Annotated in this window: 23 protein-coding genes; 14 read left to right on the top strand and 9 right to left on the bottom strand. The window is 61.4% G+C overall.

All coding sequences use genetic code 11. From position 1 onward, the window contains the following. The 3 genes from purL to xerD all read right to left on the bottom strand — a co-directional run. Positions 1-2,690 (bottom strand): phosphoribosylformylglycinamidine synthase (gene purL, locus QWB57_RS06620; protein WP_288968870.1); only part of this gene is annotated, 2,690 nt, incomplete at its 3' end. 68 nt (positions 2,691-2,758) lie between these two features. Further along, complete coding sequence (locus tag QWB57_RS06615; RefSeq protein ID WP_223625694.1) at positions 2,759-3,565, bottom strand: DsbC family protein; 807 nt, start codon at positions 3,563-3,565, stop codon at positions 2,759-2,761. Positions 3,566-3,668: 103 nt separating this feature from the next. Beyond that, the gene (gene xerD / locus QWB57_RS06610; protein ID WP_223625691.1) at positions 3,669-4,616 is read right to left on the bottom strand and encodes a site-specific tyrosine recombinase XerD; all 948 of its coding nucleotides are present in this window, start codon (positions 4,614-4,616) and stop codon (positions 3,669-3,671) included. Between the two features lie 44 nt (positions 4,617-4,660). Here xerD and QWB57_RS06605 point away from each other — a divergent pair, with 44 nt between their 5' ends. After that, on the top strand, positions 4,661-5,092 hold the full coding sequence (locus tag QWB57_RS06605) for an RDD family protein (RefSeq protein ID WP_223625688.1): 432 nt from the start codon (positions 4,661-4,663) through the stop codon (positions 5,090-5,092). Between the two features lie 3 nt (positions 5,093-5,095). Here QWB57_RS06605 and lptG read toward each other — a convergent pair whose 3' ends face one another. Together lptG and lptF are read right to left on the bottom strand one after the other, a co-directional pair. Then, a complete protein-coding gene (gene lptG, locus QWB57_RS06600) occupies positions 5,096-6,193 on the bottom strand; it encodes an LPS export ABC transporter permease LptG (protein ID WP_223625684.1) in 1,098 nt (365 codons plus the stop codon). After that, positions 6,190-7,269 carry an LPS export ABC transporter permease LptF gene (gene lptF / locus QWB57_RS06595; protein WP_223625680.1) on the bottom strand — a complete coding sequence of 360 codons (1,080 nt, stop codon included), beginning with the start codon at positions 7,267-7,269 and terminating at the stop codon, positions 6,190-6,192. The genes lptG and lptF overlap by 4 nt, the downstream gene beginning before the upstream one ends. A gap of 154 nt (positions 7,270-7,423) precedes the next feature. Here lptF and QWB57_RS06590 point away from each other — a divergent pair, with 154 nt between their 5' ends. The 4 genes from QWB57_RS06590 (at position 7,424) to QWB57_RS06575 (ending at position 13,576) form a co-directional block, all read left to right on the top strand. Further along, entirely contained in the window at positions 7,424-8,908 is a 1,485-nt protein-coding gene (locus tag QWB57_RS06590; protein ID WP_223625676.1) for a leucyl aminopeptidase, read from the top strand. Then, a complete protein-coding gene (locus QWB57_RS06585) occupies positions 8,908-9,333 on the top strand; it encodes a DNA polymerase III subunit chi (RefSeq protein ID WP_223625673.1) in 426 nt (141 codons plus the stop codon). The genes QWB57_RS06590 and QWB57_RS06585 overlap by 1 nt, the downstream gene beginning before the upstream one ends. A gap of 7 nt (positions 9,334-9,340) precedes the next feature. Further along, the gene (locus QWB57_RS06580) at positions 9,341-12,169 is read left to right on the top strand and encodes a valine--tRNA ligase (protein WP_288968866.1); all 2,829 of its coding nucleotides are present in this window, start codon (positions 9,341-9,343) and stop codon (positions 12,167-12,169) included. Between the two features lie 72 nt (positions 12,170-12,241). Further along, positions 12,242-13,576, top strand: coding sequence for a diguanylate cyclase (locus QWB57_RS06575; protein WP_223625666.1), 1,335 nt, complete (start codon positions 12,242-12,244; stop codon positions 13,574-13,576). Between the two features lie 34 nt (positions 13,577-13,610). Here the strand turns inward: QWB57_RS06575 and rimI are convergent, their stop codons facing one another. Genes rimI through pssA form a run of 3 tightly spaced genes read right to left on the bottom strand, consistent with a single transcriptional unit; the run spans position 13,611 to position 15,150 of the window. Continuing rightward, positions 13,611-14,096, bottom strand: coding sequence for a ribosomal protein S18-alanine N-acetyltransferase (gene rimI / locus QWB57_RS06570; protein ID WP_223625662.1), 486 nt, complete (start codon positions 14,094-14,096; stop codon positions 13,611-13,613). Then, positions 14,093-14,371 carry a hypothetical protein gene (locus tag QWB57_RS06565; protein WP_223625658.1) on the bottom strand — a complete coding sequence of 93 codons (279 nt, stop codon included), beginning with the start codon at positions 14,369-14,371 and terminating at the stop codon, positions 14,093-14,095. Before QWB57_RS06565 ends, rimI begins: the two co-directional genes overlap by 4 nt. Continuing rightward, positions 14,368-15,150 carry a CDP-diacylglycerol--serine O-phosphatidyltransferase gene (pssA, locus tag QWB57_RS06560; protein WP_223625655.1) on the bottom strand — a complete coding sequence of 261 codons (783 nt, stop codon included), beginning with the start codon at positions 15,148-15,150 and terminating at the stop codon, positions 14,368-14,370. The genes QWB57_RS06565 and pssA overlap by 4 nt, the downstream gene beginning before the upstream one ends. A gap of 73 nt (positions 15,151-15,223) precedes the next feature. Here pssA and QWB57_RS06555 point away from each other — a divergent pair, with 73 nt between their 5' ends. The 4 genes from QWB57_RS06555 to QWB57_RS06540 all read left to right on the top strand — a co-directional run bounded on the left by QWB57_RS06555 (position 15,224) and on the right by QWB57_RS06540 (position 18,164). Beyond that, complete coding sequence (locus QWB57_RS06555) at positions 15,224-15,613, top strand: DUF4124 domain-containing protein (protein WP_223625652.1); 390 nt, start codon at positions 15,224-15,226, stop codon at positions 15,611-15,613. Continuing rightward, positions 15,610-15,882 (top strand): DUF4124 domain-containing protein, encoded by a 273-nt coding sequence (locus QWB57_RS06550; RefSeq protein ID WP_223625649.1) that lies wholly within the window; start codon positions 15,610-15,612, stop codon positions 15,880-15,882. The genes QWB57_RS06555 and QWB57_RS06550 overlap by 4 nt, the downstream gene beginning before the upstream one ends. A gap of 70 nt (positions 15,883-15,952) precedes the next feature. Continuing rightward, positions 15,953-17,662: a proline--tRNA ligase gene (locus QWB57_RS06545; protein WP_288968865.1), complete on the top strand. Its 1,710-nt coding sequence runs from the start codon at positions 15,953-15,955 to the stop codon at positions 17,660-17,662. A 124-nt stretch (positions 17,663-17,786) separates the two neighbouring features. Further along, entirely contained in the window at positions 17,787-18,164 is a 378-nt protein-coding gene (locus QWB57_RS06540) for an H-NS histone family protein (RefSeq protein WP_223625639.1), read from the top strand. A 74-nt stretch (positions 18,165-18,238) separates the two neighbouring features. On the opposite strand, the gene QWB57_RS06535 is transcribed toward QWB57_RS06540, so the two are convergent. Then, positions 18,239-19,501, bottom strand: coding sequence for a threonine/serine exporter family protein (locus QWB57_RS06535; RefSeq protein ID WP_223625635.1), 1,263 nt, complete (start codon positions 19,499-19,501; stop codon positions 18,239-18,241). A gap of 69 nt (positions 19,502-19,570) precedes the next feature. Here QWB57_RS06535 and QWB57_RS06530 point away from each other — a divergent pair, with 69 nt between their 5' ends. From QWB57_RS06530 to QWB57_RS06510, 5 genes are all read left to right on the top strand, one after another. After that, the gene (locus QWB57_RS06530) at positions 19,571-20,692 is read left to right on the top strand and encodes an ABC transporter permease (protein ID WP_223625632.1); all 1,122 of its coding nucleotides are present in this window, start codon (positions 19,571-19,573) and stop codon (positions 20,690-20,692) included. A gap of 2 nt (positions 20,693-20,694) precedes the next feature. Continuing rightward, entirely contained in the window at positions 20,695-21,510 is an 816-nt protein-coding gene (locus tag QWB57_RS06525) for an ATP-binding cassette domain-containing protein (protein ID WP_223625629.1), read from the top strand. Continuing rightward, on the top strand, positions 21,510-22,436 hold the full coding sequence (locus QWB57_RS06520) for an MlaD family protein (protein WP_223625625.1): 927 nt from the start codon (positions 21,510-21,512) through the stop codon (positions 22,434-22,436). Before QWB57_RS06525 ends, QWB57_RS06520 begins: the two co-directional genes overlap by 1 nt. Then, on the top strand, positions 22,433-23,083 hold the full coding sequence (locus QWB57_RS06515; RefSeq protein WP_223625621.1) for an ABC-type transport auxiliary lipoprotein family protein: 651 nt from the start codon (positions 22,433-22,435) through the stop codon (positions 23,081-23,083). Before QWB57_RS06520 ends, QWB57_RS06515 begins: the two co-directional genes overlap by 4 nt. 76 nt (positions 23,084-23,159) lie before the next feature. Further along, positions 23,160-24,782: an electron transfer flavoprotein-ubiquinone oxidoreductase gene (locus QWB57_RS06510; RefSeq protein WP_288968861.1), complete on the top strand. Its 1,623-nt coding sequence runs from the start codon at positions 23,160-23,162 to the stop codon at positions 24,780-24,782. Positions 24,783-24,919: the final 137 nt, after the last annotated feature.

Below are 24,919 nucleotides of genomic sequence, written 5' to 3'. Positions count from 1 at the left end.
GCCATTTCGCACAACGCGGCAAACACGCCGCCGTCGGAGCGGTCGTGATAGGCCAGCAACAGGCCCGCCTCACGCGCATCGCGCACCAACTCGAACAAGCCGCGCAGACGTTGCGGGTCATCCAGATCCGGCACATCGCCACCAAACGCGGGCAGCGCGCCGCCATCGACCTTCGGATACACCTGCGCCAGGATCGAACCGCCCATGCGCTGGCGGCCGCCGCCCAAGCCAATCAACCACAATTCGGAGTCCACCTCGCGCTGCAACAGCGGGGTGAGCTGGCCGCGCACATCCAGCACCGGCGCGAACGCCGACACCACCAGCGAGACCGGCGAGACCGATTTCTGGGTTGTGCCATCGGCCTGATACTGCGCCTGCATCGAGAGCGAATCCTTGCCGACCGGAATACTCAATTCCAGCTCCGGACATAGCTCCATGCCCACCGCTTTGACCGCATCGAACAGCCGCGCATCTTCCCCCGCATGGCCGGCGGCGGCCATCCAGTTGGCCGACAATTTGATGCGGCTGAAGGTCTCCACGGGTGCGGCCATCACATTGGTAATCGCCTCGCCTACCGCCATGCGTGCGGAGGCAGCGGCATCCAGCAACGCCAACGGCGTGCGCTCGCCCATCGCCATCGCTTCGCCGGTATAGCCTTCAAACCCCGACAAGGTGATGGCGCAATCGGCCACCGGCATTTGCCACGGCCCCACCATTTGGTCGCGGGCAGTCAAACCGCCGACCGTGCGGTCGCCGATGGTGATCAGGAAGGATTTGGAGGCCACCGCCGGGTGCGCCAACACGCGCAGCCCGGCCTCGTGTAGATCCAGAGTATCGGTGTCGGTTTCCGGCCATTTGGGCGGCGCCGGATGCGCGGTGTCGCGGTGCATTTTCGGCGCTTTGCCAAACAGCACATCCATCGGCAGGTCGATGGCCGGCGGCTGGCCGGCATACCCCACGCGCAGATGTTGTTCTGCCGTGGCCACACCCACCACCGAAAACGGGCAGCGTTCGCGCAGGCACAGGGCTTCGAACTCGGCCACCCGTGATGGTGCGATGCCCAGCACGTAGCGTTCCTGCGATTCGTTGCACCACAACTGCATCGGTGACAGCGACGGGTCGTCTTTCGGAATCTTGCCCAAGTCGATCACGCCGCCCACACCGGAGTCGTGCAGCAGTTCGGGAATGGCGTTGGATAGTCCACCCGCACCCACGTCGTGGGCACTCAGGATAGGGTTGTCTGCCCCCAGCGCCACGCAGCAGTCGATGACTTCCTGTGCGCGCCGTTCCATTTCCGGGTTGTCGCGCTGCACCGAGGCAAAATCGAGGTCTTCCGCCGAATCACCCGAGGCCACCGACGATGCCGCGCCGCCGCCCAGCCCGATCAACATCGCCGGCCCCCCCAGCACAATCACCGCATCGCCGGGGGAGAGCCGCAGCTTTTCCACCTGCGTGCGATCCATCGCGCCCAGACCACCGGCCAACATGATGGGTTTGTCATAGGCGCGGGTCAGGCCGTCGGCCTCGAACAGTTCAAAACTGCGGAAATAGCCGGTGAGATTGGGCCGGCCGAATTCGTTGTTGAACGCGGCGGCACCCAACGGCCCGTCGCGCATGATTTCAAACGCGCTGGCCATGCGCGGGTTGAGGCTGCGCTGGCCTTCCCACGGCTGTGGCAGCGTCGGAATGCGCAGATGCGACACCGAGAACCCGCACATCCCCGCCTTGGGCCGGCCACCGCGGCCGGTGGCCCCTTCGTCACGGATTTCGCCGCCGGCGCCCGTGGATGCGCCGGGGAACGGCGCAATCGCGGTGGGGTGGTTATGGGTTTCCACCTTGATACAAAACGCGGACTCGGTCACCGGCTCGCTGCGGTATTGGCGGGTGTGCGGGTCTGGCCGCCAGCGCGAGGCCAGATAGCCTTCCACCACCGCCGCGTTGTCGCTATATGCCGACAGCGTGTGCTGCGGCGTGCTGGCGTGGGTGTGCTTGATCATCTTGAACAGCGATAGCGGCTGCTCACGGCCATCAATTGTCCACGACGCATTGAAAATCTTATGCCGGCAGTGCTCGGAATTGGCCTGCGCGAACATCATCAATTCCACATCGTGCGGGTCGCGCCCCAGTGCGCCGTAGCGCGCACGCAGGTAGTCGATTTCATCCTCGGCCAGGGCCAGCCCCAGCCGCTTGTTGGCCGCCTCCAACTGCGCCAGCGGGATCACCTCCACGACGCCCGCCGGTTGCGCCGGGAACAGCGCTGCACCGGCCTCACGCGAGTCCAGCAGCGATTGCGTCATCGGGTCATGCAGCAGCTTGGCCAAGGCCGCCTGCGTGGCGGCATCGGCCGGCCAGCCGACCACGTCCAGGCGGGTGCCACGTTCTACCCGCCTGATCGGCAAGCCGGCACCCCGCAGCAGCTCGGTGGCCTTGCTGGCCCACGGCGACAACGTGCCCAGACGCGGCACCACAAAGCGGCTGACGCTACCGGCTTCGGCCGGTGCGTAGCCATTTTCAGCTTGCAGGATACGGCACAGCGCGGTGACATCGGGCTGGCTGCCGGGCTCGGGATCGATCCAGTAGCCATGCCATGCGCCGATCAGGCGCAGGCCGGGGGCGCAGGTTTGCAGACGGGTTTGCAAGCGGTCGCGACGAAACGGCGACAGGGCGGGTGCGCCCTCGAGGACGATCATGTCCGATACAACCGTAGGAACGGGCCGGCCATTGTAGCCGAGCCCGAGACCTCAAGCCGGAGCCGGCCTCAGCTGGCGTCCGGATTCTTGTCCAGTGCGTCCAATCGCTGCAACAGGGCATCGGGTGGGAGATAACCGCCCAGCAGCCTGCCATCATCGGTCAGGATCATGGGCGTGCCTTCCAGGCCCATCCGCTGACCGGCGCGGTATTCGCGATCCACCGGAGTACTGGCACACGGGCCTTGCGCGACCGGGCGATCGTTCTTGGCATCGGTCAGTGCTTTCTTGCGATCCGCTGCGCACCACACCGCCACCATCTTCTGGTAGTCCGGGCTGCCCAAACCGGCGCGCGGGAAGGCCAGGTATTCCACCCGGATCCCCAGCTTGTTGTATTGCGCGATATCGGTGTGGAACTTGCGGCAATAGCCACACTCCACATCGGTCAGCACCACCACGGTGTGCTTGGTCGTGCCGGTTGGGGCAAACACGATGCGGTCGGCTTGCGGCAAGGTCGCCAGCACCTGTTTGCGCACTTTGGCCATCGCCACCTCGCCCATGTCCTTGCGATTGACGATGTCCAGCAGACCGCCCTGGAACAGGTATTTGCCGTCATCGCTGACATACACCACCTGGCCGGTGGCGATGACCTCGCGGAAGCCGGGAATGGGGGCCGGGCTGATTGATTCCACCTGAATCTTGGGATTGATCCGAGTCAGTGCCTCGCGCACGCGAGCCTCTGGTGTGCCTGCGGCGAAGGAAGGCTCCTTCAGCGGTGCAGCCTCGGTACCGGGCGACACTTTTTGCGGGGCCTCCGCGGGTTGCGCGCAGGCAGACAAACTGAAACCGAACAAGGTGGCAAGCAACAGACGCTTCATCACAACTCCGAATAAGCCAACACCGCTTCGACCGTGGAAGCGGACACAAGTTCGCTAGTGTCGCATGGATGCAGCATCCGATCGGCAAGCGCCAGCAGCGCGTTCAGCCACGCGGGTGGTGGCGGGCATGCAAGCTCTGCAAACGCTCGCGCGCGACCAGGGTGTAGATCTGGGTGGTTGACAATGCGCTATGCCCCAACAGCATTTGCAAGGCGCGCAAGTCAGCGCCGTGGTTGAGCAAATGGGTGGCAAAACTGTGGCGCAAGCCGTGCGGGCTGACCTGCGCAGGGGCAACACCCGCCAGCACCGCATAGCGCTTGACCAAGACCCAGAACGCTTGCCGGCTCAACGCATCACCGCCGGGGGTGACAAACAACGCGGTGACCGCGCCGGGGTTGCGCGCCGCCGTCAACAACATTGGGCGCGCCGCTTTCAGATACTGGCTTAGCCAATGGCCGGATTCTTCGCCCAACGGCACCAGCCGCTCTTTGTTGCCCTTGCCGCGCACCCGTAACACACCCTGCCGCAGATTGACCGCCGTGCCGGGAAGCCCCACCAATTCGCTGACCCGCAAGCCGCAGGCGTACATCAGCTCCAACATGGCGCGGTCACGCAAGCCATTGGCCGTGCTGGTTTCTGGTGCTTCCAGTAGTGCCGCAATCTGGGTTTCAGACAGAGCCTTGGGCAGCAGTCGTGGCAGCGTGGGCGATTGCAGCAACGCGCTGGGATCTTCGCTGCGCAAGCCACCGCGCACGGCATGCGCATAGAACGCATGCAGGCACGACAACAAGCGGGCCGTGCTGCGTGGGCTGTAGCCTTGCTGCGTGCGTTGCGCCAGATGCGCAAACAGGGTTTCCCGCGACAGCAGCAGCACGCCCGGATGCTGCCGCGCCAACGCCTGCAAATCGCTGCGATAGGCCGCCAGCGTGGCCTGCGCCAAGCCATACTCGGCCCAGATCGCATCCAGGAAACGCTCAATCGCCACACCATCGGCATCTGCCAAGGGCGGCAGGTTGCGAATGAATTGACGACGGTCAGCGGGGGTTGGCATGGGGCCAAGGTTAGAGCAAGCGGGTGCGCCTGTATCCTGTGCGGATGACCTCACCGCAACGCTTCCCTACCCGCATCGGCTGGCGACTGCTCGCCCTGCTCTACGATTTTTTCCCGGTGCTGGCACTGTGGTTTATCGCGGCGGGCATCTTCACCTTGGCGCATGGCGATGCGGTGCGCGGCGGTTGGCTAGGTTGGCTGGAATTTGTGGTGCTGTGGCTGATTGCCGGTTTGTATGCGGTGCTCAGCTGGCGGCGCGGCGGGCAGACCATCGGGATGCGGGCATGGCGACTGCGCGTGAGCGATGTCGCCGGCCAGCCGGCACACACGCGAGCACTCTGGCTACGCTTTGCGATCGGTAGTGTGTCGTTGTTGGCGCTCGGATTGGGGGTCTGGTGGGCGTGGCTGGATCGCGAGGGTTTGACTCTGCACGATCGCTTCAGCAACACCCGCATGACCCGTTTGCCCAAAGCTTGAGCTTCAACTGCTGCGCCGGCGGAACATCAGATAGGAAATGCCCAGCATCAACAGCGGCGGCATGGCGTAGGCGATGCGGTAATCGAAATGGTAGATGCCGGCCAGCCTGGAAAAAATCATCTGGGCAACCCAGAACCCCAGCGCAAACACAATGCCGATAAACACGCGCTTGCCGTAACCACCACTGCGCAGCGAGCCAAATGCAAACGGCATTGCTGCCAGACACAGTGCCAGCACGTTGAACGGATAGAACCAGCGGCTCCAGTACACGTTCTCGAAATCACTCGAATCCAGACCGTTGCGCTTGCGATAGTCAATGCTGGTGCTCAGATCACTGCTGGCCATATTGCCAGGCTTGGTCACGCCGGATGCCAAGGCCGATTCATCCAATTTTGAGTTCCAATGTTCTTCAATCACCTTGCTGCGCTGCACAGTCTTGGCATCGAAGCGCGTGCGTTCAATGCCGCGCAACAACCACTGGCCGGCGCGATGTTCGGCAATTTCAACATTGGAAATCGAGCGCAGGCGGCCATCGGCGGCGAATTCGAACAGCCGCACACCGCGCAACTCCAGCCAGCGCTCGCTGCCACGTTGCTTCTGTTCGCCAGTGCGCGCATTGAGGAACATATCGCCTTCGCGCGCCCACAGCCCGCTGTATTTGGACACCACCATGTCACTGTGACGCACCGAGCGAATCATCTGCGCACGTTCGTCGCCCCACGGTGCCAAGGTTTCGCCATTGACCACCATGAGTGCCGTCAGCAGCAGCAGCGAAAACGCTACCGACACACTCAAGCGCTTGCGTGATAGGCCCAGCGCGCGCAGCACAGTGAGCTCGGAGGTGGCCGCCAATTGCCCCAGCCCCAGCAACACGCCAATCACGGCGGCGGTGGGAAACAAGGTGTAGGCGCGACTGGGGATGGTCAAGCCGGTGGCGGCAATCGCGTGATTGATGGTGTACGCACCTTTGCCGACATCGCTCATCTCACCAGCGAGTGCCTGTACTACATCCAAACCCAATACAACGCCCCACACCAGCAACACGCTGGTGACGACCGAGCGCGCGATATAGCTGTCATGCAGGCGTGGCCAATGTTTCATCGCCGCCACCATGCGCGCGCTACGCGACCATCCCGCATGTACAGCCACATCCCCAGACCCAGCATCGGCAGCAACAACCACCACAATCCTGCCGTCGTGGGCAGGCGGCCTTCCGCAATCCATTTGGTGCCCAGCATCATCAGGAAGATGCCGACCAGATAAGCCAGAAATGCCAACAACACCGAGCCATAACGTGCCTGCCGTGGCGAGCTGCGACCCAGCGGAATGGCCATCAGCGCAAATGCCAGTGCCAATAGTGGCGGCGCGATGCGCCAATGTAATTCGGCGCGTGCCGGGGCCGCCGGGTTACGCAGCAGCACGGGGGTAAGCTGGTATTCCGGGGTTTCCAAATTGCGCGGATCATCCGGTGCTGGAAGTTGCAGTTCGTTGCGTGCATAGCGCATCAAGCGATAGTCCAGATCGGCACCACTCGCTGGACCCTCCACCCGAAACCCATCCAGCAACGCCAGCACGCGCTCGCCGTGGTCGCGATACATCTCCCCGGTCTGCGCGGTGGCCACGTCCATGCGGTCGCCACGTTCGCGATAAATGAATACCCGCGCAATCTTGGTGCCATCGTTGGACATCGTGCCCACATAGGCCACCCCGCCATTGGCCATCGGGGTAAACCGACCCGGCTCCAGCCCGGCCACCAGCAAATTCTTGTTGGCTTCGATCACCATCCCGCGCGCCAGACGGTTGGCCCATGGGCCCAATTGCAATGAACACAGCCCCACCAACACCACCACCGGCAACGCCACCAATAGCAATGGCCGCAGTAGCCGACGCGGACCAATCCCGATGGCATGCAGCACATACATTTCCGAATCGCGGTACAGCCGCCCGGTAGCCAACAGCAAGCCCAATAACAACGCCAGCGGCAAAATCAGCGGCAAATAACTAAGCAAGCGCAGGCCCAATTGCGATAACAACAACGCCGGCGGCAGCTTGCCGCGTGCCATTTCACCGACCAGATCGGCAAACACGCCCCCCATGCTGACCATGCCCAGGATCACCAACGACGCCACGATGGCGCGGGTGAATTCAGCGGCGAGGTAGCGGTCCAGCTTCGGCATCGGGCCTGCTTGCTTTAGAATTAGGGGTTGATTGCGGTCACGGCCTGCGCCAAGCGCAGCCGCGTATTGTAAGCCACGTCCGCCTGCATGCCCGAAGGTCCCTGCCTGCAAGCGCCTGCAGATCCGCTGCACTTTTGCCTGGATACCTTGTTCGATGAGTCTCGAATTCCACCTGAACCAGACTTCCCCCACCACTGCCACCGTAGATTGCGTCGTGGTAGGCGTGTTCGCCGATGGCACCCTGGCGCCTGCCGCCAGCGTGCTGGACAGCGCCAGTGCCGGGCGCCTGCAAAGCCTGGTTGCACGCGGCGATGTGTCCGGCAAGACCGGCAAAACCACCCTGCTGCACGACCTGCCCGGCATCGCCGCACCGCGCGTGCTGGTCATTGGCTTGGGCGACGCCGGCAAGTTTGGCGTGCCGCAGTACCTGAAGGCCGTTGCCGATGCGGTGCGCACGCTGAAGACCGGCCCGGTCGGCTCCGTACTGTTCACTCTGAGCGACGTAGCCGTGCAGGATCGCGATGCGGCATGGAACATCCGCCAAGCCGTGATCGCCGCCGACCACACCGGCTACCGCTACACCGCCACGTTGGGTGCGAAAAACAGCAAGCGCGAAGAAAAGGGACTGGTGCGGTTCGAAATCAGCGGCAGCGACACCACTGCGCTGGCGCAAGGCATCGCGATTGCGCAAGGCGTCCAGTTCACCCGCGAAGTGGGCAACCTGCCGCCGAATATCTGCAACCCGGCGTATCTGGCCCAGCAGGCGCAAGACTTCGCCGCGCAGCACACGGGTGTCGACTGCGAGGTACTGGACGATGCCGCGATGGAAGCGCTGGGCATGGGCTCGCTGCTGGCGGTGGCACGCGGCAGCGCGCAGCGGCCGCGCCTGATCGTGCTGAAGTGGAGCCAGGGCGGCGATGCCAAACCCTATGTGCTGGTCGGCAAGGGCATCACCTTCGATACCGGTGGCGTCAACCTGAAAACGCAGGGCGGCATCGAGGAAATGAAGTACGACATGTGCGGTGCCGGCAGCGTGCTGGGCACCTTCGTGGCGGCGGTCAAGATGCAACTTCCGGTCAATCTGGTGTGCATTGCCGCTGCGGTGGAAAACGCCATCGACGGCGATGCCTATCGTCCGTCCGATGTGATCACGTCGATGTCCGGCAAGACCATCGAAGTGGGCAACACCGATGCCGAAGGCCGCCTGATTTTGTGCGACGCGCTGACCTATGCGCAGCGGTTTGAGCCGGCCGCGCTGGTGGATGTGGCCACCCTCACCGGTGCCTGCATGGTGGCGCTGGGCAAATACGCCACCGGCGTGATGACCAAGCGCAGCCACGACCTTGCGCGCGAATTGCTGGATGCCGGCGAAATGGTATTCGACCGCGGCTGGCAGTTGCCGCTGTGGGACGAATACCAACCGATGCTGGATTCCGCATTTGCCGATGTCTACAACATCGGCGGCCGCTGGGCTGGTGCAATTACCGCCGGCTGTTTCCTGTCGCGCTTCACCGACGGCCAGCGCTGGGTGCATCTGGATATCGCAGGTTCCGCCAGCGACGACGGCAAGCTGGGCATGGCCACCGGCCGCCCGGTGGGCATGTTGTCGCAGTGGTTACTGGATCGTTCGGCGGCGTAATGCCCAAAGCCCACTTCTACCTGATCGACAAGCCGCGCTTTCGCGAGCAGCCCTTGCTGCTGGTCTGCGAACTGGCGAAGAAAGCCTACGCCGCCAACGTACCCACGCTGATTCTGGCGCGCGATCCGGCGCAGGCCGAAGCACTCGACGACCTGTTGTGGGCGTTCGATCCCGACGAATACCTGCCGCACCAAATTGCCGGCATGGATGCCGATGAAGACGAAGCGCCGGTGTTGATTGCATCACCCGACACCGATGTGCCGCTGCGCCCATTGCTGATCAACTTGCGCGATGCCGCCCCGCAAGGTGCTTTCGAGCGCGTGCTGGAAGTGGTGCCAGCCGACCCCGCCGCCCGCGAGCCGCTGCGTGCGCGCTGGAAGCATTACCAAACGCTCGGTTTCGAGCTCAAAAAATTCGACATGTGATGCTGCCATGACCACCCTCGATTCCGGCTTCAACCCGCAATCCTTCGAAACCCGTCTGTACGCGCAATGGGAAAGCAGCGGCGCGTTTGCGCCCACCGGAAACGGTCCGGCCTACACCATTTTGCTGCCGCCGCCGAATGTCACCGGCACCTTACACATGGGGCACGCGTTCCAGCACACGCTGATGGATGCATTGGTGCGCTATCACCGCATGCGCGGCTATCGCACCTTGTGGCAGATGGGCACCGACCACGCCGGCATCGCCACCGAAATGGTGGTGGGCCGCAACCTCGCCATCGAGGGCAAGGGCGAGACCCGCGACTCGCTGGGCCGCGACAAGTTCATCGAAAAGGTCTGGGAGTGGAAGCAGCACAGCGGCGATACCATCGAGCGGCAGATGCGCCGGCTGGGCGCCAGCGGCGACTGGTCACGCAGTGTGTTCACGATGGACCCGATGCCATCGAAGGCCATCATCGAAGCCTTCGTGCGGCTGCATGAAGAAGGCCTGATCTATCGCGGCCAGCGCCTGGTCAATTGGGATCCGGTGCTGAAAACCGCGATTTCGGACCTCGAAGTGGTCAGCGAGGAGGAACACGGCGCGCTGTGGTCGCTGCGCTATCCACTGGCCGATGGCGCGTCTTACGAGCATGTGGAAGTCGATGCCGACGGCGTGGAAACCCTGCGCGAAACCCGCAACTATTTGGTGGTGGCCACCACCCGCCCGGAAACCATGCTCGGCGATACCGCCGCGATGGTGCACCCGGAAGACCCGCGCTACCTCGCGCTGCACGGCAAGTGTGTGGACTTGCCGCTGACCGGCCGGCGCATCCCGATCATCACCGACGACTATGTGGATCGCGCCTTTGGCACCGGCGTGGTGAAGGTGACCCCGGCACATGATTTCAATGACTACGCGGTGGGTCAGCGGCACAACCTGCCACTGATCAATATCTTCAGCAGTACCGCAAAGATCATTGAAGATCGCGATGACATCCCCGCACAGTACCGCGGCCTGGACCGCTTCGATGCACGCAAAGCCATCATCGCCGACCTCGACGCCGCCGGCCTGTTGGTGGAAATCAAACCGCACAAATTGATGGTGCCGCGCGGCGACCGCAGCGGGCAGGTGATCGAGCCTTACCTCACTGATCAGTGGTTCGTGAAAATGGACACGCTGGGCCAGCGCGGGCTGGAACTCGTCGAAAACGGCTCAGTCAAATTCGTGCCACCGAACTGGGTCAACACCTATCGGCACTGGATGGAAAACATCCAGGACTGGTGCATCAGCCGCCAGCTCTGGTGGGGCCACCGTATCCCGGCGTGGTTTGATGACGCCGGCAAAATCTACGTGGGCCGCGATGAAGCCGAGGTGCGCGCCAAGCACGGCCTGGGCGATGTGCCACTACGGCAGGATTCCGACGTGCTGGAAACCTGGTTCTCCTCGGCCATGTTCCCGTTTTCCACGCAGGGTTGGCCGGAGGAGGCCGCGATGGCCGAGCGCGGCTTTGCGCACACCATCCCGTCCAGCGTACTGGTGACGGGCTTTGACATCATCTTCTTCTGGGTGGCGCGGATGGTGATGATGACCGACCACTTCACCGGCATGGTGCCGTTCCACGACGTGTACATGACTGGTCTGGTGCGCGACAAGAACGGCCAGAAAATGTCGAAGTCGAAGGGCAACGTGCTCGATCCGTTGGACATCATCGACGGCATCAGCATCGATGATCTGGTTGCCAAACGCACCTACGGCCTGATGCAGCCGAAAATGGCGGAAAAGATCGAAAAAGAGACCCGCAAGGATTACCCGAACGGCATCAATGCCCACGGCGCCGACGCGCTGCGCTTCACCATGGCCGCACTGGCCGGCCCCGGCCGCGATATCAAGTTCGATCTGGCGCGCGCCGAGGGCTACAAGAATTTCTGCAACAAGTTGTGGAACGCGACCCGCTTCGCACTGATGAACGTCGGCGACGCCCGCTTCGAAGGCGCGCCGCAAGCGAAGACCGACGCCGAACAATGGATCCTCGCCCAGCTCGAGCGCACCAGCGCGGAAGCGGCCGAGCACTTCGCCAATTACCGCTTCGACCTGCTGGCGCAATGCCTGTACGAGTTCACCTGGAACCAGGTGTGCGACTGGTTCGTGGAATTGGCCAAACCGGCGCTGGGCGGTGACGATGCCGCCGCTGCCACTAGCACCCGCCACACCCTGCTGTACGTGCTGGACGCGCTGCTGCGTTTGCTGCATCCACTCATCCCGTTCATCACCGAAGAACTCTGGCAAGCGGTGGCACCCAAGCTGGGCAAGACCGGCAGCCTGATGTTGCAGCCTTACCCGCAGGCCAGCGCCATTGACACCACCGCATTTGCGCAGGCCGATATCGATATCGAATGGCTCAAAGCCATGATCAGTGCAGTACGCCGCATCCGCAGCGAGTTGGGCGTTTCACCCTCCAAACACATCTCGCTGCTGCTGCGCGGCGGCAATGCCGACGATGCCGCACGCATCGCCCGCTTCGACGCGCAGCTGCGCTTCCTGTGCAAGCTCGACCGCATCGAGACCTTGGCGGGCGAGCCGCCGGCCGCCGCGCCGGCAGTGGTGGGCGAGCTGCAGCTGTTCGTGCCGCTGGAAGGCCTGGTCGACCTCGACGCCGAGCGCGTGCGCCTGGACAAGGAAATCGCCAGGATCAGTGCCGAGAAAGAAAAAAGCGAAACCAAGCTGGCCAGGTTTGGCGCTGGCGTCCCCGCGGCAGTGGTGGAGCAGGAGCAAGCGCGTCTGACTGACTGGAGCGCCAAGCTCGCCGCCCTGACCACACAACGCAGCCGTTTGGCGTAAGCTGATCCACGGCCTGCGTTCTACGCGGGCTCGCCGTACCTGCCGCAAACTCCACAGGGGGAGTTTTCGCAAATGATTGATGTAGGCCTCGTTCCACAAGTGCCGCTGCCTGCTGTCGACCCCTATCGACTCCTGCTCGATGAGGTGGGTGCGTTTGTCTACACCACGGATAGCGAGGGTCGGTTTACCTACGCCAACCAGTTGGTGCTGGATCTGCTTGGCCCCAACCTGCGGCTGGAAGATGTATACGGCAAGTCGTTCACCGATTTTGTGGATATTGGCGGGGACGACAAACTGCGTGAAACCGATCGGCGCGTCCTGCGTGATGGCGAAACCATCGCCCGCGAGGAGGACAACCATATCCACGCCACCGGCGAAACCCGCACCTACTGGTCGGTCAAGAAACCGTTGCGTGACAACGACGGCAACATCGTTGGGCTGATCGGCATCTCCCATGACATCACCGAAAAAAAGCGACTGGAAGACAAGCTCCGCCAACAAAAGGAATTGCTGGATGTCGTGCTCGACAATGTGGATGCACTGGTGTACATGAAAGGGGCCAACCGCCGCTTCCTGTATGCCAACCGGCACCTGGCCGAAGTGTTCGGACAGCCGATCGAACACATCATTGGCAGGCTGGATAGCGAGTTGATGCCCAAGGATGTGGCCGATGCGTTCTGGGAAAAAGATCAACACATCCTGGCGACCGGCCAGCGCTACACCGGCGAAGAGTCATTGGTTGATAACCAGGGCCGCCAGCGTCACTACTGGAGCGTGGTGGTGCCGTGGGCCGGCGCTGGCGGGATGCCGGCCTTGATCGGGCTGGTGACCGACATCACCGAGCTGCATCAATTGCAGGAGGAACTGCAGCGGCAAATCCGCACCGATAGCCTGACCGGCATCGCCAATCGGCGCAGCTTCTTCGAGCATGCGGAAAGCGAATTCGCCCGCAGCCGCCGGCACCGCTTGCCGCTGAGCCTGATCGCCATCGACATCGATCATTTCAAGCGCATCAACGACCGCTACGGACATCCGATGGGCGATCGGGTCTTGCGCGATTTTGCCGGATGCGCTGCGCACGCCCTGCGCGAAGAAGATGTCTGCGCCAGAACCGGTGGTGAGGAGTTTTGCATTTTGTTGCCAGAGACCGATCTGAAGCACGCGGTAGCGATTGCCGAACGTATTCGCTTGGCCACTGCGGCCTGCCGCCCATGCCCGGAACACCCGGAGTTGGCCATCACCGCCAGTTTCGGGATTGCCGCACTGGAAGAGCGCACGCCCAGTTTCGACATCCTGTTCTCGCGTGCCGACCACGCCCTGTACACCGCCAAGCAACAAGGCCGCAACCGCTGCTGTCATCAGCATATGGATGGCTCGCCGGCCCCCGTGCGCATGGCCAACCCATAGATTTTCGGTTGCCATCGGTGTTCAGTTCAGGTGTTCAGTTCAGCAGTTCCATCGCCATCACGATGGCATCTTCGCGGCCATTGTTGGCGGCGGGGTAATAGCGGGGCCGCCGGCCAATTTCGTTGAAACCACTGCGCTCGTACAAGGCGATGGCACGGGTGTTGGACGGTCGTACTTCCAGGAATACCCGCTGCACAGCGTGGCCCCGCGCAATTTTCAACAATGCCTGCAACATCCGTTGGCCCAGCCCGCGCCCTTCACTTCCCGGCGTGGTGCATAGATTCAGCACATGCGCTTCGTCTGCGGCGATGCTGAGCACGCCATAGCCGAGAATTGCGCCATCGGCCCGTTCTTGCAGCCACAGTGCATAGTTCGAATGCAGACAGTCGCGAAAAATGCCGCGCGACCACGGAAACGGATATGCGCGCAGTTCGATGTCCATCACCGCATCCAAATCCGACTCCCGCATTGGCCGCAGGCAGATCGAGGTGACGTCATCGCAGGCGCGCACTTGACTCATCGTGCTGCGCACCGCAGCGTGCGCAAGCGTGGCCACAGTGCACGCTTGGCAGCCGCATTATCACGCAGCGTCGGCAGGACCGTGTGCAAATCAAGTTGTGCCAACAGCGCCTGTGGCTGCAGACCGGCGGCCTTCGCGATGCGTGCCAGCATATCGGTATCCCCTGCCATTGGCTGCGCAATCTCGACGGATGCCGCTGCCGATGTGCGCGGCAAGGCATACACATCCAGCCCCAACTCCCGCAGCACAACACGCTGGTAGGCATCCCAGCTCAAACGTGGGTGTCCTGGACTGGCGTGTGCCGACGCCGAAACCACAACAACGGCCCTGACAACGCATAGGCGGTGGTCGCCGTCAGCAGGGTCACCGCAGGCGCGATCCACAGTGCAATCAACACGGCCACCGCAATCACCAAGGTGAAAAACGGCACCCGATCTGCCTTCGGCCCATGCCCACTACCCTTGAAGCTGTTGTAACGAATCCGGCTGACCATCAACAACCCGGCAACCACAGTGAGCGCCAAGGCAGCGTAGCGCAGTTCTTCACCGGACCAACCAAACTCCTGGCAGACCCACACGAAACTGGCCATCAGACCTGCCGCTGCCGGGCTGGCCAAGCCAATGAACCAGCGCTTGTCCACTGTCCCGACCTGACTATTGAACCGCGCCAGGCGCAAAGCGGCACAAGCTGCGTATAAAAACGCACCTAACCACCCGATCTTGCCCAAGGTCAGGCTGTCTTGCTTCAGCTCCAGCAGCGCCCAGTGATACATCACCATCGCCGGGGCCATGCCGAAACTGATGAGGTCGGCCAGCGAGTCGTACTGCACGCCAAACTCGCTTTGCGTATTGGTCAGCCGCGCCACCCGACCATCCAACCCATCCAAGATCGCCGCCACGAAAATGGCGATGCATGCGGCCTCAAATCGGCCTTGCGAAGCCGCAATAATGGCGAAAAAACCGCCAAACAGCCCCCCGGTGGTGAACAGGTTGGGCAGCAAATAGATGCTGCGCGAGCGCGGGCGGGGGGGCGGAAGTTGTTCGTTCTGATCCATATGCGCAGTGTACGGGGTTGCAGCAAAGCCGTCGCAGTGCTGCAATCAACACTCTATCCCCCCGGAGCCGCCCATGCGCATCGTCAGTTCCCTTACCTGCACCCTGCTGCTGACCCTGCTCGCAGTCCCGGTGCTGGCTCAGCAGCAGCAACGCGTCTACCAATGGAAAGACAGCAGCGGGGTGACTCACTACACCGATACCGCACCCAAGGAAAGCCATAAAACCCGCGATATCGACGTGCGCACCGGCACCACTGCCGGGGCCACCGTAGCCAAAAGTGAAGAGAGCGAGCAATGCACCAATGCCCGCAACAACTTGGCTCGCCTGCAAAGCAGTAACGCCGTTGGCATTGACACCAATGGTGATGGCAAGCCCGACCGCAACCTGACCGATGCCGAGCGCAAATCGCAAGTGACGCTGAACGAAGCCGGTGTCAAAGCCTTCTGCACACCGGCCAAATGATGAAGCAGGTCGGCATGCTGTTGTTCGCCATTGCCGCCGCTGTGGCGGCATGGTGGTGGTTTACCGAGGAAATGCCGCGCCGCCAGCACGCGCGGCAGGTCGCCGCTGAAATGGCGGCCGTGCAGGCGCAGCGCGCCAATGCACTGTACCGCTGGCGCGATGACGCCGGCACTCTGCAAGTGACCCAAGACCCACCCAAAGGCCGCAAATTCGAACGTATCAGCCGTACCCCGAAAGAGGGCATGCAAGTGCATGGTGATCGCCCGTAATCCTGAAGCATCGCTGCAGGGGTGGCCGCCGGGCGTGGCAGAATGTGGGCTTTCCCCACGCCCAAACGCCATGCGCCTTTCGCAATTTCACCTTCGCACTGAAAAAGAAACCCCCGCCGATGCCGAAATCATCAGCCACAAGCTGATGCTCAAGGCCGGCATGGTTCGCAAATTGGCCGCAGGGTTATACACCTGGTCACCGCTGGGGCTGCGCGTGCTGCGCAAAATCGAAGCCGTGGTGCGCGAAGAAATGAACCGCGCCGGTGCGATCGAGATGGCAATGCCATCGATTCAGCCCAAGGAACTGTGGGAAGAAACCGGGCGTTGGGCCAAGTTCGGCCCGCAATTACTGAAAATCCGTGACCGCAAAGATCAGGACTACTGCTTTACTCCTACCGCCGAGGAAGCTGTCACCGATTTCTTCCGTCAGGAAGTGGCCAGCTACAAGCAGCTGCCGCTCAATTTCTATCAAATCACCAGCAAATTCCGTGATGAGATCCGCCCGCGCTTCGGGGTGATGCGGGCGCGTGAATTCATCATGAAGGACGCTTATTCCTTCCATGTCGATGAAGATTCGCTGCATGCCGAATATCGCAACATGTATCAGACCTACAGCCGCATCTTCACCCGCCTCGGACTGAAGTTCCGCGCCGTCGCTGCCGATACCGGTGCGATTGGCGGCAGCGCTTCGCATGAGTTCCATGTATTGGCCGATTCCGGCGAAGACGCGCTGGCCTATTGCGATACGTCCGATTTTGCTGCCAACGTGGAATTGGCCGAAGCGGTATCGCCCGGTTCACGCGCCGCCGCCAGTGAAGCCCTGCGTGAAGTGATCACACCCACCCAGAAAACCTGCGAGGCGGTGGCCGAACTGCTGGGCATTGGGTTGCAGCGCACCGCCAAATCGGTGGCCATCATGGGTGTGGATGCCGAGCATGCACCTCAATTTGTATTGGCGCTGGTGCGTGGCGACCATGTGGTCAATGAAATCAAATTATCAAAACTGCCGGGCTTGGCCGACTATCGTTTGGCTACTGAAGTGGAAATTGCCGAATACTTGGGCAGTGAACCCGGCTTCCTCGGCCCGCTCAATGCTGCCAAGCCCATCCGCATCATTGCCGACCGCAGCGTGGCGGCAATGAGCGATTTTGTGGTGGGCGCCAACAAGCCCGGCTTTCATATTGCCGGCGTGAACTGGGGGCGCGATCTGCCCGAACCAGAAATCGCCGATATCCGCAATGTATTGGAAGGCGACCTGGCACCGGATGGCCAAGGCCATTTGAAGATTGCACGCGGCATTGAAGTAGGCCACGTGTTTGCACTCGGCCGCAAATATTCTGAAGCCATGAAAACCAGCGTGCTGGATGCCGCCGGCAAAGCGGTAGCGCCGGCGATGGGTTGTTATGGCATTGGGGTATCGCGCATTGCCGCCGCGGCGATTGAACAAAACCATGACGACAACGGCATTTGCTGGCCGCCCGCAATGGCTCCGTGGCAAGTGGCGGTGTGCGTGATCAACCCCAAAAACGACCCTGCCGTGGTCACCGCCGCCGAAGCCTTGTATCTGGAATTGAATGCGGCTGGCCATGACTGCGTGCTGGATGACCGCGGCCTGCGCCCGGGCTCCATGTTTGCCGATATCGAATTGATCGGCATTCCACACCGGGTAGTGGTGTCGGCGCGTGGCCTGGAAGCCGGCACTTTCGAATATCGGGCACGGCGTGCAGCTGAATCGGAAAATCTGGATCATGGCGCACTGTTGCGACGGCTTTCGGATTGAATTCCCCTAACCATTCGCAGCTACCCCCATTGCCTTGCAAAAAGTGCGGGGCTATTATCCGGTAGTCCACGGATTGGATAATCATGATTTCAATCAATCCCCATTCTCAAGAAGAACAATACCCATGAGCATGAATATCGATAGCTTGAGCCCGCAAGAGCTGGCCGCCCTGATCGCTCGCGCCAACAAACGCAAGAAGGTGCTGGCCAAGCGCAAGCCAGCCGCACAAGCCAAGGCCGCCGTGGCCAAGGCGCTGAAAGCCACCGGCTGGACTTTCGACGAACTGTTTGGCAAACCCAATGCGGCAACTCCGGCTCCAGCCGGCAAGAAAACCCGCAAGGCGCGTGGCCCCAGCAAGAACAAGGGCGTCAAGGTTGCCCCGAAGTATTGCAACCCGGCCAATGAAAAAGAAACCTGGAGCGGTCGCGGGCGTGCTCCGCTGTGGATGTCCTCGGCCATCGCCGCAGGTCACAAGCAGGACGAGTTCCTGATCCGGAAGTAATCCAGGCGCATTGGGACAGCTTTGAAGACGCCGGCGATTGCCGGCGTCTTTATTGGGCTTGCCGTTGGCACGTTTCAAAGATTGCGGCGTGCACTGACCAGCAAGTTACCAAACAGCAAGCCAGCGAGCAGCGCCATCAAGGTATTCAGCGCAGCCATCGCCGCTTCTTGCCCGGCATTCAGGCTTTGCGCCTGCACCAATGAAATGACTCCACGCAGCGCCACGCTACCTGGCACCAGCATGATGATTCCCGGCAGGCGAATCAACGCCCCAGGCCGGTTAGCCCAGCGCGCATAGGCATTCCCAGCGGCTGTGGTAGCCAAAGCTGCCAGAAACACCCCTGCCTGTGCGTCCAACCATTCTCCACCATAGCGGGAAATCAAATAGCCACTGATCGCCGCCGCCATCACCAATCCATAATCACGGCGGTGCGCTTGGAACAGTACCGCAAATGCGTATGCCGCCACTGCCACCGCACCCCACACCACCCAATCCGGCTGTGGTCGCCAAGCGCGGACGTGGGGTTCGATCCCGAGTAATTGAGCGCAGGTTAGTGCAATCGCCGTACCAATCGTCAAATTGACTACGGTCATCAGCGCCCCGGCAAACCGCGCGGTGCCGGAGACCAGATGCCGACTGGCCAGCTCATTGGTGGCCAGCGCCAAGCTCATCCCCGGTAGCAACACAATCAACGAAGCGATCATCACCGTATTGAGATTCAATTGGCCAATGAAAATACTGACCAGGATCGCAACCGTACCCGCCAACAAGCCCGCCAGCGCCTCGAATCCCTCGCGCAGACGCGGGTGCCGTTGTGCACCCAATACCAATAACCCGATCAATCCACCAATCACGGTGGCGGTGCCAATATCCAACCACGGCAGTCGCAGCAGCCCGGCCACTGCGCCAGAGGCGAGTGCAAATCCGAGCGCCTGCATGACTCGTCCGCGCAGTCCCGATGGCTGGTCCAATGCACGCAGTGCAGCACGACCAACCGGCACATCCATGCGCCCATTGATCACGTCTTCGGCGATACGGTCGGCCTCGCATAATTTGTAAAGATTGGTCTCGCCCAGCCCCGGGCGCAGTAAACGCGTGGTATCCGATTCACCGGCCGGGCGGGTTGGGTCGCTAAACGCCAAAATAATCCCGGTAGGGTTGGACCAAGGCTCACACGCCAATCCCAGTCGCTTGGCCACCAGCTCAATGGCTGCCTCCAGGCGCTGCGAGGTGGTGCCATAGGCATGCAGGTGGTAGGCCAAATCCACCACAAACGCGATGCGTTCGGTATAGGTGGTGGCACCATTGGCGAAATTGACGGGAGCTATGGCTGACATCCGATCAGGATCGCATGCAGACACTCAATTCACACCTGCCCGTCTGCATTTTGTAAGCTTGGCCCGGATATGAGCCAAGTCCCCCGACATTCCCCTCCCGTTGCCAGGCTTGCAGATGATGATGCCGGCACCTTGCGGCTGGGTGGCCGTTGGACCTTGCGCTTTGCCAGTCAGGTCACCGAGGCCCTGGCATGCGTGCCTGACAATTTGCACACGATTGATGCGCGCGGCTGCGAGCGGCTGGACACATTGGGCGTGTTGCAACTGTTGCGCTTTGCTGAACATCGCAAGATGACGTTTGACACCCTGCAGTTTCGCGAAGACCAGCAGGCGCTGGTAGCGGCCATCGAAGATGTGCACGACGATCGCCCGCAACGCAAGAAAGAATATGGGGTGCAGGCGATGTTGGGCCGTGTCGGCCTGGGTTTGGTCAACAACACCCGTGAAATCGTTGCCCTGGTCAGCTTCATGGGCGAGGTGCAGGTCAAGCTTTTGCGTCTGATCAAGCAACCGTGGCGATTGCGGCTTACCTCCACCGTGCACCACATGGAACAGGTCGGCTTGGATGCCGTTCCGTTGGTAGCACTGCTGTCGTTCATGGTCGGTGCGGTGATTGCGTTCCTAGGTGCGATGGTACTGCAGGATTTTGGTGCCACCATCTACATCGTCGAGCTGGTCAATGCGGCGTTCCTGCGCGAGTTTGGTGTCCTGCTCACCGCCATTTTGCTGGCGGGGCGCACTGCAAGTGCGTTTACCGCGCAGATCGGCATGATGGTCAACCGCGAGGAAGTGGACGCGATTCGGGTGCTGGGCCTGGATCCGGTGGATCTGTTGGTCATTCCGCGCTTGCTGGCCTTGTTGGCGATGCTGCCGCTGTTGACATTTATCGCAATGGTTGCCGGCATCCTGGGCGGCATGGCGGTGGGTGCGTTCAACCTCGATATCCCTGCCACTGCGTACATCGCCCGCATGCACGAAACCCTGCACTTGCGGCATTTCGTGGTCGGCATGGTGAAAGCACCATTTTTCGCCATGATCATCGCTTTGATTGGCTGCCTGGAAGGCCTGCAAGTTGAAGGCACGGCACAGTCACTGGGGGAGCGCACTACTTCCAGCGTGGTGCAGGCGATTTCGATGGTGATCATCATCGATGCCTTCGCCGCGTTGTGGTTCATGCAGATGGATTACTGACGATGCCGCAATCGAACACCATTGACGGCGTGGTCTTGGGTGAGGCCCCACTGATTCGCGTGCGCGGGCTGGTCAATCGCTTTGGCGAACAGCTCGTGCACGATGGTGTGGATCTGGATGTACAGCGCGGCGAAATTCTTGGCGTGGTGGGCGGCTCGGGTTCAGGCAAATCGGTCCTGATGCGCTCGATTCTGGGTCTGCGCAAACCCAATGCTGCGCGCATCCAATTACTGGGTGTGGATGCCACCTCGGAAGACCCTGCGGTGCGTCATCACATCGAGCGCAATACGGGGGTACTGTTTCAGGATGGCGCGCTGTTTTCCTCACTGACCGTAGGTGAAAACGTGCAAGTGCCGCTGAAGGAGTACTACCCTGATCTGCCGCGCTCGCTGCGTTATGAATTGGCGCTGCTGAAAATCAAGCTGGCCGGGCTTCCCGCCAATGCCATCGACAAACTGCCGTCACAACTGTCTGGCGGTATGCGCAAGCGCGCCGGCCTGTCGCGCGCGCTGGCCTTGGACCCACCGCTGTTGTTCCTGGATGAACCTACCGCCGGGCTCGACCCCATTGGGGCTGCCGCATTCGACCAGTTGATCCTGACCCTGCGCAATGCGCTGGGCCTTACCGTGTTCTTGATCACCCACGACCTCGACACCCTGTACACGATCTGCGACCGTGTGGCGGTATTGGCTGACCGCAAGGTCATTGCCACTGCCCCGGTGGCCGCGCTGGAACAGCTCGACCATCCGTGGGTGCAAGACTATTTCAATGGGCCACGCGGGCGTGCTGCGCGGGTGGTAACAGAAGGAAACCCCTGATGGAAACCCGTGCCAATTACGTGCTGATCGGTGCCTTCAGCTTGGCCACCTTGGTGCTGGCGCTGCTATTTGCCTTGTGGGCCAGCAATTTCTCATCGTCGCGCAATTTTCGGCAATACCAAGTGGTGTTTAGCGAGCCGGTCACTGGCCTGACTGAAGGTGGCAGTGTGCAATACAACGGACTGGCGGTGGGTACCGTGGAAAACCTGGCGCTCAATGATACCGACGCTCGCCAAGTCATCGCCATTCTCAAACTGAAATCCAATACCCCGGTCAAGGTGGACACGCGAGCCAAGCTCTCGCAACAAGGCATCACCGGTGTACCGTTCATCCTGCTCAGCGGCGGCAGCCCCAACGCAGCCAGACTGGAGGCTGCGCCGGGACAAGACCTGCCCATCATTCGCACCGAACCATCGGCCCTGCAAAATATTTCCGATACCGCCAATCGTTTGGTGGCACGCCTCGATCAGTTGCTCAGCGATGACAACATCCGGCGCATCACGGCGACGCTGGATAACCTGGAAAAAACCACCAATACCCTGGCCAACCAACGTGAGGACATTGGCAAATTGATCGTCAATGCGCGCGATGCCGCCGCCAGCATGAAGACCACCTTGGATACTGCCAACGGCACCCTGCAAGGGCTCGATCAAAATCTGGTGCAACGCCTGCCGGCTTTGCTGGATAAGTTGGATGCGGCCGCCACCAAGCTGGAATCTACCGCCGGCAATGCCGATGCATTGCTTGCTGAAAATCGTCCGGCGATCAAAAACTTCACTCGCAACGGGTTACCGCAAGTGGAACCCACCCTGGTCGAATTGCGCGGCTTGATCCGCGACTTGCGTGCCCTCAGTGGCCGCCTGCAAGGCAACCCCGCACGCTACATTCTGGGCCGCGAGACGCCCAAGGAGTTTGATCCCAAATGAGCCGCCTGCCCCGCCTTGTCGCCGTCCTGCTGGCGATCAGTCTGCTCCCCGCTTGCAGCAGCCTGATCGGCGGCCCCAAGGAGACCCCCAAGCTCTATGCGCCGGTGCTGCATCCACAGGCCAATGCGGCATGGCCGCAAGTGGTGTGGTCATTGGCCACCTCGCGCAGTGCCAGCATGCCAATTCTGGAAGGCCCCGGCATCCTGGTCAGCCCCACGCCGGGTGAATTGCAGGTGTATCGAGGCGCACTGTGGGCGCGTAGCCCAAGTGAGTTGGTGGAAGACAGCGTGCTGCACACCTTGGAGGCTTCCGGCAAGATTGCCGCGGTGGCGCGCCAAAACAGCGGGATGGATGCCGACTACCGCTTGCTGCTGGAAGTCCGCGAGTTTCGCGCCGACTACACCGGCAATGCAGTGCCGGCAGCCCGTCTCGATATCAATGCCAAACTCCTGTATGCCAACGACCTGTCGATTGTCGGCAGCCGCAATTTTCAACTGACGCAACCTGCCAGCGATACCGAGGTTGCCAGCGTGGTCAGCGCGTTCGGGCAAGCATTGGATCGCTTGGCAGGGCAAATTGCCGGCTGGGCTTTGACCACTGGGCAGGCGCACGAGCAGGCGGCGCATCGCCCCGCAACGCGGCGCTGATGCGTGCAAATTGCGGTTCTGGATTGCCGGCTCGAATCAAAGCCCGGACAATTGCAGTGAGTCCAAGGAGATCCGCATGAACCAGCCTGCTACCGCGTCCATCGAACGCGACGTGATGGAATACGACGTCGTCACAGTTGGTGGCGGCCCTGCCGGGCTGTCGTTTGCCATTCGACTCAAGCAACTCAATCCCGAAATCACCGTGTGCGTGATCGAAAAGGCCAGCAACATCGGCGCGCACATCCTGTCCGGTGCAGTGATCGAAACCGGCCCGCTGGATGCGCTGCTGCCCAATTGGCGCAGCAATCCACCGCCGATTTGCATCGATGCCAAGCATGATGAGTTCTGGTTGCTCACCAAAACCGGCGGCCACAAATTGCCAACGCCGCCAGGTATGGCCAATCACGGCAATGTCATCATCAGCTTGGGTGCCATGTGTGCATGGCTGGCACCGCAGGCAGAAGCATTGGGCGTGGAAATCTACCCCGGCTTTGCGGCAGCCGAAACCCTGCATGACGCATCCGGCAAGGTCATCGGCGTGCGCATCGGCGATATGGGTGTGGCCAAGGACGGCGCGCACAAACCCGGCTTCACCGCCGGCATTGATATCCACGCCAAAGTCACCGTGCTGGCCGAAGGCGCACGTGGCCACTTGACCAAGCGTCTGATCAAACGCTTCCAACTGGATGCCGATTGCGACCCGCAAGGCTATTCGATTGGCATCAAAGAGCTATGGCAGGTCGCGGAAGAACGCGTGACACCCGGCAAAATCGTGCACAGTTTTGGCTGGCCGGCCGATAGCCACACCTATGGCGGCAGTTTCCTGTATCACCTCGACCAAGGCCGAATTGCGCTGGGCTATGTCAGCGGGCTGGATTACACCGACCCCAACTACAAGCCATGGGAAGCATTCCAGCAATGGAAAAATCACCCGATGGTCAAACCTTTGCTGGACGGCGGCAACATCCTGTCGGCCGGCGCGCGTGCGATTGTCACCGGCGGTTATCAATCCTTGCCCAGGTGCGACATGCCCGGCGCATTGCTCATTGGCGATACCGCAGGGTTGCTCAACGTGCCCAAGGTCAAAGGCACTCACCAGGCCATTCGCAGCGGCATGTTGGCCGCCGAACATTTGGTGAGCAGCGCATTACAAGCAGACGGCTTTGACGCCAAGTTGCGTGCCTCCGACGCCATGGCGGAATTGAAAACTGTCCGCAATATCAAACCCGCGTTCAAGAAAGGGTTGTGGTTTGGCATGCTCAACGCCGCTTGGGAAACCGTCACCAATGGTTATTCACCGTGGACCTTGAAGAACAAAGCGGACTGGTCATCACTGCACAAGCTCGGCCAGTTCGAAGCTCCAAAGCGCGACTATGTGGAGCGCACGCTGATTCCGCGTGATCGCCTGCAAAGCGTCTATTACGCCGCCACCTCGCACGACGAAGACCAGCCGGTGCACCTGCATGTGCTCAACACCGACGTCTGCGTCAGCCAATGCGCCAAAGAATATGCCAACCCATGCACCCGCTTCTGCCCTGCAGGTGTCTATGAAATGGTGGAAGATGCCGCCGGCAAACGCCTCCAGGTCAACGCCGCCAATTGCGTGCATTGCAAAACCTGCGACATCAAAGACCCCTACGAAAACATCAACTGGGTCACCCCGGAAGGCGGCAGCGGGCCGAATTATCAGAATCTTTGAGCCCCTGCATGACGTCACATCAGGCGCAAAACAGCCGATACCGTGAGCTTTTCTGAGTTGCCTATGCGCCAGTGGACACTCCATTTCCGCACCGGAACCGAGAGCTGACCCTCCAAGCTGCCGTCATGCAGGCAAGG

The sequence above is a fragment of the uncultured Thermomonas sp. genome, assembly GCF_937872235.1.
Classification (GTDB): Bacteria; Pseudomonadota; Gammaproteobacteria; order Xanthomonadales; family Xanthomonadaceae; genus Thermomonas; species Thermomonas beijingensis.
This window is presented reverse-complemented; position numbering and strand designations above follow the sequence as displayed.

Excerpts from the sequence above, each read along its gene's own strand:
- QWB57_RS06615 (WP_223625694.1), bottom strand. The coding sequence starts at position 3,565 with ATGAAGCGTCTGTTGCTTGCCACCTTGTTCGGTTTCAGTTTGTCTGCC.
- xerD (WP_223625691.1), bottom strand. The coding sequence starts at position 4,616 with ATGCCAACCCCCGCTGACCGTCGTCAATTCATTCGCAACCTGCCGCCC.
- QWB57_RS06605 (WP_223625688.1), top strand. The coding sequence starts at position 4,661 with ATGACCTCACCGCAACGCTTCCCTACCCGCATCGGCTGGCGACTGCTC.
- lptG (WP_223625684.1), bottom strand. The coding sequence starts at position 6,193 with ATGAAACATTGGCCACGCCTGCATGACAGCTATATCGCGCGCTCGGTC.
- lptF (WP_223625680.1), bottom strand. The coding sequence starts at position 7,269 with ATGCCGAAGCTGGACCGCTACCTCGCCGCTGAATTCACCCGCGCCATC.
- QWB57_RS06590 (WP_223625676.1), top strand. The coding sequence starts at position 7,424 with ATGAGTCTCGAATTCCACCTGAACCAGACTTCCCCCACCACTGCCACC.
- QWB57_RS06585 (WP_223625673.1), top strand. The coding sequence starts at position 8,908 with ATGCCCAAAGCCCACTTCTACCTGATCGACAAGCCGCGCTTTCGCGAG.
- QWB57_RS06580 (WP_288968866.1), top strand. The coding sequence starts at position 9,341 with ATGACCACCCTCGATTCCGGCTTCAACCCGCAATCCTTCGAAACCCGT.
- QWB57_RS06575 (WP_223625666.1), top strand. The coding sequence starts at position 12,242 with ATGATTGATGTAGGCCTCGTTCCACAAGTGCCGCTGCCTGCTGTCGAC.
- rimI (WP_223625662.1), bottom strand. The coding sequence starts at position 14,096 with ATGAGTCAAGTGCGCGCCTGCGATGACGTCACCTCGATCTGCCTGCGG.
- pssA (WP_223625655.1), bottom strand. The coding sequence starts at position 15,150 with ATGGATCAGAACGAACAACTTCCGCCCCCCCGCCCGCGCTCGCGCAGC.
- QWB57_RS06555 (WP_223625652.1), top strand. The coding sequence starts at position 15,224 with ATGCGCATCGTCAGTTCCCTTACCTGCACCCTGCTGCTGACCCTGCTC.
- QWB57_RS06550 (WP_223625649.1), top strand. The coding sequence starts at position 15,610 with ATGATGAAGCAGGTCGGCATGCTGTTGTTCGCCATTGCCGCCGCTGTG.
- QWB57_RS06545 (WP_288968865.1), top strand. The coding sequence starts at position 15,953 with ATGCGCCTTTCGCAATTTCACCTTCGCACTGAAAAAGAAACCCCCGCC.
- QWB57_RS06540 (WP_223625639.1), top strand. The coding sequence starts at position 17,787 with ATGAGCATGAATATCGATAGCTTGAGCCCGCAAGAGCTGGCCGCCCTG.
- QWB57_RS06535 (WP_223625635.1), bottom strand. The coding sequence starts at position 19,501 with ATGTCAGCCATAGCTCCCGTCAATTTCGCCAATGGTGCCACCACCTAT.
- QWB57_RS06530 (WP_223625632.1), top strand. The coding sequence starts at position 19,571 with ATGAGCCAAGTCCCCCGACATTCCCCTCCCGTTGCCAGGCTTGCAGAT.
- QWB57_RS06525 (WP_223625629.1), top strand. The coding sequence starts at position 20,695 with ATGCCGCAATCGAACACCATTGACGGCGTGGTCTTGGGTGAGGCCCCA.
- QWB57_RS06520 (WP_223625625.1), top strand. The coding sequence starts at position 21,510 with ATGGAAACCCGTGCCAATTACGTGCTGATCGGTGCCTTCAGCTTGGCC.
- QWB57_RS06515 (WP_223625621.1), top strand. The coding sequence starts at position 22,433 with ATGAGCCGCCTGCCCCGCCTTGTCGCCGTCCTGCTGGCGATCAGTCTG.
- QWB57_RS06510 (WP_288968861.1), top strand. The coding sequence starts at position 23,160 with ATGAACCAGCCTGCTACCGCGTCCATCGAACGCGACGTGATGGAATAC.